The sequence below is a fragment of the Nocardiopsis halophila DSM 44494 genome (assembly GCF_000341245.1).
GTDB lineage: Bacteria > Actinomycetota > Actinomycetes > Streptosporangiales > Streptosporangiaceae > Nocardiopsis_A > Nocardiopsis_A halophila.
Map to the genome: position 1 here is coordinate 39324 of NZ_ANAD01000022.1, position 8610 is coordinate 47933.

The 8610-nt window shown below is 73.5% G+C and carries 8 protein-coding genes and 3 tRNA genes; 1 reads left to right on the forward strand and 10 read right to left on the reverse strand.

Annotated features, from left to right (window positions below; all coding sequences use genetic code 11):
- The first annotated feature begins 13 nt into the window (after window positions 1-13).
- Window positions 14-625, forward strand: a complete 612-nt coding sequence (locus tag D450_RS0102690; protein WP_017557178.1) for a TetR/AcrR family transcriptional regulator — start codon at window positions 14-16, stop codon at window positions 623-625.
- 28 nt (window positions 626-653) lie between these two features.
- Here the strand turns inward: D450_RS0102690 and D450_RS0102695 are convergent, their stop codons facing one another.
- From D450_RS0102695 to D450_RS0102740, 10 genes are all read right to left on the reverse strand, one after another.
- Window positions 654-1103 carry a carboxymuconolactone decarboxylase family protein gene (locus tag D450_RS0102695; protein ID WP_017537140.1) on the reverse strand — a complete coding sequence of 150 codons (450 nt, stop codon included), beginning with the start codon at window positions 1101-1103 and terminating at the stop codon, window positions 654-656.
- Window positions 1104-1282: 179 nt separating this feature from the next.
- Window positions 1283-1358 (reverse strand) — tRNA-Glu (locus tag D450_RS0102700).
- 97 nt (window positions 1359-1455) lie between these two features.
- A tRNA-Glu gene (locus tag D450_RS0102705) sits at window positions 1456-1528 on the reverse strand.
- Between the two features lie 47 nt (window positions 1529-1575).
- Window positions 1576-1650: transfer RNA gene (locus tag D450_RS0102710), tRNA-Gln, on the reverse strand.
- Between the two features lie 152 nt (window positions 1651-1802).
- Complete coding sequence (gene gltX, locus D450_RS0102715) at window positions 1803-3269, reverse strand: glutamate--tRNA ligase (protein ID WP_083932531.1); 1467 nt, start codon at window positions 3267-3269, stop codon at window positions 1803-1805.
- 97 nt (window positions 3270-3366) lie between these two features.
- Entirely contained in the window at window positions 3367-4704 is a 1338-nt protein-coding gene (locus D450_RS0102720; protein ID WP_017537142.1) for an ABC transporter substrate-binding protein, read from the reverse strand.
- On the reverse strand, window positions 4701-5813 hold the full coding sequence (locus D450_RS0102725) for a branched-chain amino acid ABC transporter permease (protein WP_017537143.1): 1113 nt from the start codon (window positions 5811-5813) through the stop codon (window positions 4701-4703). The genes D450_RS0102720 and D450_RS0102725 overlap by 4 nt, the downstream gene beginning before the upstream one ends.
- Before the next feature lie 2 nt (window positions 5814-5815).
- Window positions 5816-6667, reverse strand: coding sequence for a branched-chain amino acid ABC transporter permease (locus D450_RS0102730; RefSeq protein ID WP_017537144.1), 852 nt, complete (start codon window positions 6665-6667; stop codon window positions 5816-5818).
- A gap of 11 nt (window positions 6668-6678) precedes the next feature.
- Window positions 6679-7482: an ABC transporter ATP-binding protein gene (locus D450_RS0102735; protein WP_017537145.1), complete on the reverse strand. Its 804-nt coding sequence runs from the start codon at window positions 7480-7482 to the stop codon at window positions 6679-6681.
- Window positions 7472-8317 (reverse strand): ABC transporter ATP-binding protein, encoded by an 846-nt coding sequence (locus D450_RS0102740; RefSeq protein WP_017537146.1) that lies wholly within the window; start codon window positions 8315-8317, stop codon window positions 7472-7474. Before D450_RS0102740 ends, D450_RS0102735 begins: the two co-directional genes overlap by 11 nt.
- Between the last annotated feature and the right edge of the window lie 293 nt (window positions 8318-8610).

Below are 8610 nucleotides of genomic sequence, written 5' to 3' on the forward strand. Positions count from 1 at the left end.
GCGCCCCCGGCGGATGGCTCCGCACCGGAGGCGCGAGGACCTGATCCGCACCGCCCTGGAGCTGTTCGCGCTCCGCTCCCCCGACCGGGTGACGCCCGAGGACGTGGCCGAGGCCGCGGACGTGTCGCGGGCCCTGGTCTACCGCTACTTCCCGAACATGGCCGAGCTGCGCGAGGCGGCGCTGCGCACCGCCGTGGACGAGCTGGCCCCGCGCCTGGCGCCCCCGCCCGACCTTCCGGTGACCGAGCAGCTGCGCACGGCGCTGCGGGCGTTCATCGCCTTCGCCGACGCCTACGCCCCGGCCTACACCGCGCTGCTGCGCGGCGGCTCGATCGTGGCCACCGAGAGCACCGAGTCGGTCATCGACGAGGTCCGCCGGCAGGTGCTGGACCTGCTGCTGGAGCGCTCGGGGGCGGGCGAGCCCGCCCCCCGCGAGCTGCTGGCCATGCGGTGCTGGATCTCGACGGTGGAGTCGGCGGTGCTGATCTGGCTCCAGGAGCGCCCGATGGGCGCCGAGGAGCTGGCCGACTGGCTGCTCGACCAGCTGCTGGCGATGACCGGCGCCGCCGGGGCCGGCGAGGTGGAGACCCGGGCCGCCGGGGCCCGGGTCGGCGACCGCCCCTGACCGGCGGGGCGCAGGGACGGGCCGCGGGTCAGGAGGACCGGCGCACCGGCGGGTGCAGGTGGGTGGTGACCCCGACCCGGTTGAGCAGGTTCATGTGCGCCGCGGCCAGGATCAGCGCGGCGGTCTCCCGCTCGGAGTAGTGCTCGGCCACGGCCGCGTAGGCCTCGTCGGAGACCCCGTGCTCGCCCAGGCGGGTGATCTGGTCGACCAGCTCCAGCGCCGCCCGCTCGGCGTCGGTGAAGTGGGCCGGGGCCTCGTGCCACACGGCGAGCAGGAAGAGCCGCTGCTGGGACTCCCCCTGGCTCAGGGCGTCCTGGGTGTGCTTGTCGACGCAGAACGCGCAGCCGTTCAGGTAGGACACGCGCAGCTTGACCAGCTCGCTCAGGGTGTCGCCGAGGACCTTCTGGAGCTCGGGGCCGGCCTCCAGGATCTTGCCGTAGATCTCGGGGATCTGGTCGCGGACGGTGACGCGCTTCATGGGGCGCCTGCCTTTCGTCGTCGATCGCTCGATCACGGTTCGTCGACGGCTAGGACACGGCGGTACCGAGGCCCGTGACACCACGGGAGGGTGATCCGCGCCACCTTCGCCTGAAGCACCTCTGAGTAGCACCTCTGACATACGAAAAGCCCGGACTCGCGATGAGTCCGGGCCTCTCCTGGTACCCCCGAGCGGATTCGAACCGCCGTTACCGCCTTGAGAGGGCGGCGTCCTAGGCCACTAGACGACGGGGGCCTAACGGGCCTCATCCTACCGGACCGGTGGGTCCGGCCGGACCTGCCCTGCGCCAGTAAAAAGGCTCCCATACAGATGGGAGCCTCTCCCTGTTGCGTACCCCCGAGCGGATTCGAACCGCCGTTACCGCCTTGAGAGGGCGGCGTCCTAGGCCACTAGACGACGGGGGCCCAAGAGAACCGATGAGTCGGTCCCGCGACCTCCGCGAGGAGGCCGTTGGCTGGGGTACCAGGACTCGAACCTAGACTAACTGAACCAGAATCAGTCGTGCTGCCGATTACACCATACCCCAGTGTTTTCCCCGGGGGGCTTCCCTTTCGGGCCTGTCCCCCGCGGCGACGTGCTTAACTTTAGCGGACTTCGGGAGTACTCGCGAACCGGAATCCGGGGGCGGCCGGTGTGCGCCCGGCCACCCCGGTCCTTCGGTGCGCCTCCGTCCGGCGTCTACTGGGCGGGGGCGTCGGCGTCGGCCTGCTCCTGCGCCTGCTGGGCGCGCAGGCGCTCCAGCGCGGCCTCCAGGCGCGCGCGCACCCGCTCGCGCCCCAGCAGCTCCAGGGACTCGAACAGCGGCAGGCCGACCGTGCGCCCGGTCACCGCCACCCGCACCGGGGCCTGGGCCTTGCCCAGCTTCAGCCCCTGGGCCTGGCCGACCTCCTCCAGGGCGGTCTTGAGCGCCTCGGCCTCCCAGGCCTGCCCGGGATCGGAGAAGCGCTCCAGGGCCGCCGAGAGCATCTCCTCGCCCACCCCGGGCTTCATCGCCTTGTTCCAGGACTTCTCGTCGAAGACGGGCTCGTCCAGGAACAGGAAGTCCATGTTGGGCACGATCTCGCCGAGCACCGCCACGCGGCTCTGGGCCAGCGGCGCGATCGCGCGGAAGGCCTCCTCGTCGAAGTTCTCCTCCGGCCAGGGCACCTTGTCAGCGGCCAGGTAGGGCCGGCAGCGCTCGACGAAGTCCTCCACGCTGAGGGCGCGGATGTACTCGCCGTTGAAGGCCCGCAGCTTCTTCTCGTCGAAGAACGCGCTGGAGCTGTTCACCTCGGAGATCTTGAACAGCGGCTGCATCCGGTCCCAGGGCATGATCTCCCGGTCCTCGCCCGGCGACCAGCCCAGCAGCATCAGGTAGTTGACCATCGCCTCGGGCAGGTAGCCCTCCTCCTGGTAGGACTCCAGGGCGACCTTGTCGCGGCGCTTGGACAGCTTCTGGCGCTTCTCGTTGACGATGACCGGCAGGTGCGCCCAGACCGGCGGCGTCTGCCCCAGCGCCTCCCACAGCAGCTGCTGCTTGGGGGTGTTGGACAGGTGCTCCTCGCCGCGGATCACCTGGTTGACGCCCATCTCGACGTCGTCCACCACGTTGGCCAGCACGAACAGCGGGGACCCGTCGGCGCGCGCGATGACGAAGTCCTCGATGTTGTCGTGCTCGAACTCCACGCGGCCGCGGACCTTGTCGTCGACGACGGTGGGCCCGCCCTCGGGCACCCGGAAGCGCAGCGCGCGCCCGGGCCCGGGCTCCAGGCCGCGGTCGCGGCAGAACCCGTCGTAGCCCAGGTGCGGGTTGCCCCGGCGCTCGGCGACCTGCTCGCGGGTGCAGTCGCAGTAGTAGGCCTTGGCCTCCTTGTGGAGGCGCTCGGCGGTCTCCCGGTGCTTGTCGGCGTAGTCCGACTGGAAGTAGGGCCCCTCGAAGTGGGGGTCGTCGCTGGAGATGCCGAGCCAGGACAGGGCGCTGGTGATGCCCTCGGTCCACTCGGGCTTGTTGCGGGCGGCGTCGGTGTCCTCGATGCGGAGCACGAACCGGCCCTCGGGCTGCTGCTGTGCCAGCGCCCAGTTGAACAGTGCGGAACGGGCGCCGCCGACGTGGAACATGCCGGTCGGGGACGGCGCGAAGCGAACGCGAATCGAAGTCTCACTCACCCGACCCAGCCTATCGGCGCTGGGAGCGGCCCCCGGGAGCGCCGACGGCCCGCGCCCCCGGAGGGGCGCGGGCCGGTGCCGGTGGCGGCGGTACGGGTCAGCCCTGGGACAGCGGGCCGATGTCCTCGGGCAGCGGGCGGTCGACCTCGACGTCCTCGACGTCGCCCTCGGCGTTGTCGGTCACCGCGGGGTCGCGGACCATCTCCAGGCCCTCACCGGCCTCGTAGCGGGTGATGAACCCGCCGGAGAAGCCCCCGCGGTCGTCCTCCGTGGAGGCGAAGGGAACCAGGCCCGGGCCGCTCCCCTCCTGCGACTCCAGCGCCTCGATCAAGGACGCGCGGGTGGGGTCCTCCCCGGCGGCCTCCAGCGCCTGGACGAACAGCACGGCCTGCACCATGCCGTAGACGGTGGTGTTGCTCATCGGGGCGTCCTCGCCGTACTCGTCGTAGACGCCGCGGAAGAACTCCACCCAGGGGTCGCCGTCGTCCATCTCGACCGGGGGCAGGTAGCCCAGGGTCATCAGCCCGTCGAGGAAGTCGTCCGGGTCGCCCCCGGAGCCGGCCTGCTCGGCGAAGGAGGACAGCAGCCCGCGCAGGGTGACCGTGTCCCCGCCGATGCTGCTGGTGACGAACTGCGGCTCGTAGCCGATCCGCGCCGACTCCAGCAGCGCCAGGGCGACGTAGTTGGGGATGCAGGCGCAGACCACGACCTCGGCGCCCTCCTGCTCCAGGTTGGCGATCTGCGCGGACACGTCCTCGGCGCCGGACTCGTAGTGCTCCACGGCCACGGCCTGGTCCTGCAGGTACATGTCCAGGCCGCGCTGGGAGTCCACACCGACGTCGTCGTTCTGCATCAGGTAGCCGACGTCGGCGTCGGCGAACTCCTCGGAGATGTGCTCACCGAGGATCTTCGACTCCTTGGTGTAGTCGACCTGGTAGCCGTAGGTCAGCGGGTACTTCTCCGGGTCGTTCCACATCAGCGCCCCGGACGAGGGGAACAGGTCGGGAACGCCCTCGGTGTTGAGGAAGTCGACCACCTTGGAGTGGGTGGGGGTGCCCAGGCCGCCGACCATCGCGAAGATCTCGTCGTTGTGCACCAGCTCCCGGGTGACCTCGACCGTGCGGGTGGGGTCGTAGGCGTCGTCCTCGGCCAGGTACTCGATGCTGCGCCCGTGCACCCCGCCGTTGGCGTTGACGAAGTCGTACACGGCCTGGGCGCCGACCGAGATCTGGCTGTAGCCGGGGGCGGCCGGTCCGGTCAGCGGCATGTGGGCGCCGATGGTGACCGTGTCGTCGGTGACGCCGGTCGACACATCGAGGTCGGCCGCGGCCCCCTCGCCGGTCTGGCCCGCGCCGGTGCACCCGGCCGCGAGCAGTGCCAGGGCCAGGGACGCGGCGGCCAAGGGCCGGGCGGCACGGATGGGATCGGTTCTCATCGTGAATCTCCCGTCTTCAAGGGGGTGCTGCGATGGCGGCCGAGGGCGGAAAGCGCGCCGTGCACGCCGCGCGGCCAAGCGAGGACGACGGTGATCAGGACCGCGCCGAAGAACACCACGGGCAGGTTGTTGCGCACGTCGGTGCTCAGGTCCAGGGCGTGGGCCAGCTCGGTGCCGGCGACCTCCACGTAGACGATGGCCAGGGCCGCCCAGAAGGCGCCCCACAGGCTTCCCAGGCCGCCGAGGACGAGCGCGGCGAGCAGGACCAGCGACAGCGACAGCCCGTAGGTGGAGGGGGTGGCGGTGCCCAGCACGTAGGCCTGGCAGGCCCCGGCCAGGGAGCCGGCCCCGGCGCTGATGACGAAGGCGGTGACGCGCGCGCGGCCCACCGGGACGCCCGACAGGGACGCGGCGGCCGCGTCGTCGCGGAGGGCCCGCAGGTGGCGCCCGAGGCGTCCGGCGCTCGCGGTCGCCAGCACCACCAGGCCGATGAGGGCGACGGTCCACACCACGATCGCCCGCCACTGGGTGTCGTCGACCGCGCCGGCCAGGAAGGGCGGCGCGCCGATGGTGGCGAAGGCCAGGCCGTTGGCGCCGCCCAGCAGGTCGGGGAAGCGCAGGGCGATCGCGGGCAGGCCGACCGCCAGCATGAGCGTGGCCCCGGCCAGGTAGGGGCCGTGCAGCCGGGCGGTGGCCGCCCCGACCACCAGGCCGGCCAGGCAGCCGGCGGCGCACGCGGCGGCCATCCCGGCGGCCAGGGGCATCGCGGGGACGTTCACCACCAGCAGGGCCATGGCGTAGGAGCCGACGAACATGAAGGCTCCGTGGCCCAGGGAGACCTGGCCGCTGGTGCCGACCAGGAACTGGAGCCCGGCGACGGCCAGCAGGTGCAGGCCGACGTTGGCCACCCGCAGGTCGGTGACGGGGCCGGTGGCCGCGGTGAGCGCGGCGACGGCGGCCAGCGCCGCCACCGCCCACAGGCCGTGGCGCACCAGCGGGTGGCGCAGGGCGGCGCGCCGCCCTGGGCGGGGCGCGGTCGCGGCGGGCGCGGAGTCCGCGGCGGCGGGGTCGGCGTCGGAGGCCGGGGCGCGGTGGGTGGACGGGGCCATGGTCAGACCTTTCGGGCGGCGGCCCGGGAGAACAGGCCGTCCGGTTTGAGGGCGAGCACGGTCAGCAGCACCGCCAGCGCGGCGAGCGCGGTCAGCTCCGGGCCCGCGTAGCCGGTGACGTAGGACAGCAGCACACCGACGGCCAGGCCCCCGGCCACGGCGCCGAAGGGGTTCTCCAGGCCGCCCGCCACGGCGGCGGCGATGGCGAAGACGAAGATCAGGTCGAAGGCGTTGGGGGCCAGGAAGGGGGGCGCGGCGAGCATGCCCGCCAGGGCGCCGATCGCCGAGGCGAGCGCCCAGGCGGAGGCCAGCACCACGCCCACCCGCACCCCGGACAGCCGGGCGGCCTCGGGCCGGATCGCGGCGGCGCGCATGCGCAGCCCGGCGGGGGTGAAGCGGTAGAGCGCGAAGAGGCCGAACGCCACGAGCAGGACCGAGACCAGGGCGAAGGCGTCGGCCGGGGAGAACCGGCCGCGGTAGTCCAGCGGGTAGGCGAAGGACAGCGGTTCGTTGCCCCAGACCATGCCCACGGCTCCCTGCAGGACCATGAGCAGGCCCAGGGTGGCGATGATGGGGCTGAGCGGGGAGGCGTTGCGCAGCGGGCGCACCAGGAACCGCTCGGTGCCCGCGCCCAGCAGGGCGCCGGTGGCCAGCGCCGCGGCGAAACCGGCCCAGTAGGAGCCGGTGGCCGCGGTCACGGCGTAGGCCACGTAGGCCGAGACGAGCGCGAAGGCGGGCTGGGCGAAGTTGAGCACCCGGGTGGCCTGGTAGATCAGGACCAGGGACAGGGCCAGGGCGGCGTAGACCGCCCCGGTGGCCAGCCCGTTGAGGGTGAGGTTGGCGAAGTGCTCCATGGTCGGCTCCCTCACAGACCCAGGTAGGCGGCGCGGACGCGGGGGTCGCCGAGCAGGTCGGCCGAGGCGCCCTCGGCGGCCACGGCCCCCTGGTCCAGGACGTGGGCGCGGTCGCTGGCGCGCAGGGCGGTGCGGGCGTTCTGCTCGACGAGGACGACCGTCAGGCCGGTCCGGGCCCGCAGGTCCTGGAGCAGCTGCATGATGCGCCGCGTGATGAGCGGGGCCAGCCCCAGCGAGGGCTCGTCCAGCAGCAGCACGCGCGGGTCGGCCATCAGCGCCCTGCCGATGGCGAGCATCTGCCGCTCGCCCCCGGAGAGGGAGGAGGCCTGGCGGGTGCGGCGCTCGCGCAGGGGCTCGAAGAGGTCGTAGACCTCGCCGAGGGCGGCGTTGCGGGCGGCGCGCCCGCGCCGGACCAGGCCGCCCAGGCGCAGGTTCTCCTCGACGGTGAGCTCGGTGAGCACCCCGCCGCCCTCGGGCACGTGCAGCAGTCCGCGGCGGACGAGCTCCTCGGCGGGGGCGCCGGTGACGTCCTCGCCGAAGAGCAGGACGCGGCCGCCGCGGGGCGGGTGCAGGCCGGAGGCGGCACGCAGGAAGGTGGTCTTGCCGGCGCCGTTGGCGCCCAGGACGGCGTGCACGGCGCCGCGGGCGACCTCCAGGTCGACGGTGTCCAGGGCGCGGACGGCGCCGTAGTGGACGGTCAGCCCCTCGGTGCGCAGCGCGGAGGCGGTGGGGTCGGCGGTGCGGTCAGCGGTGGCGCGGTCCGGGGCGGTGCTCCCCGGTGCAGTGCGGTCAGCGGCGGTGCGGTCAGCGGCCATCGTCGGCCTCCTCGCCGGTGGGGTGCGCCTCCGGGGCGGGGCCGGCGGCCGGGTCGTCGGAGTCGCCCTCCGCGGGGCCGAGGTAGGCGCGCTCGACGGCGGGGTCGGCGCGGACCTCGTCGGGGGTGCCGTCGGCGATCACGCGCCCGAAGTCGAGCACGACCACCCGGTCGCACACCCGCATGACCAGGTCCATGTGGTGCTCGACGAGCAGGACCGAGCCGTAGGCGCGCATCGCGCGCACCCGTTCGGCCAGCTCGGACATCTCGTCGGCGGACAGCCCGGAGGCCGGCTCGTCGAGCAGCAGCAGTTCCGGGCCGCACACGCACGCGCGGGCCAGCGCGACCCGCTTCTGCACCCCGTAGGGCAGGGTGCCGGGCAGGGCGTGGGCGGCGTGGGCGACGCCGAACTCGCGCAGCGCGGACTCGGCGCGCTCGCGGACCCGCCGCTCGTCGCGCGGGGCGCGGCCCAAGCCGGTGAGCATCCCGGGCAGGCGGCCGGTGGCCAGCGGGTCGGCTCCCACCATGACGTTCTCCAGCACGGTCATGCCGGAGAACAGGCCGAGCCCCTGGAGCATGCGGGAGATCCCCAGGCGCGGCAGGTGGTGGGGCCGGTGGCGGCGGAGCGGCCGTCCGTGCCGGCTCAGCGTGCCCGAGCGGGGGCGGACGACGCCGGAGACCGCGTTGAACACGGTGGTCTTGCCGGCCCCGTTGGGGCCGATCAGTCCGACGACGCTGCGGTGGGGCACGTCGAAGGTGACGCGGTCGAGCGCGGTGAGGCCGCCGAAGGCGACCGTGAGCTGCTCGACCGCCAGAACGGGGGGTGCGGTCGCCATGGGCTCCTCGTGTGCTGGTCCGGTCCGCGCGGGGCGTCCGACCGGCCGGGGTGTGAACCAACCGGTCTGTCGGGTATCGGGGGCGCGGTGCGCCTCACCGGCGGGAACGTCCCGCGGCTGCCCCTCGAACGCTAGCCCGAGCGGAGACGCCACCGGAAGATCCCCGAGCCGGGACCGGTGGTTTCCCTGATGGGGGTGACCGTGTGCAGTGGCGGCCGCTCGGACCGTAGGAGGGCTCCCGGCCCCGCCGCCCCTTTGTCGTTGATCTCGGGGAAGTCGGCCTTAAGAGGGCC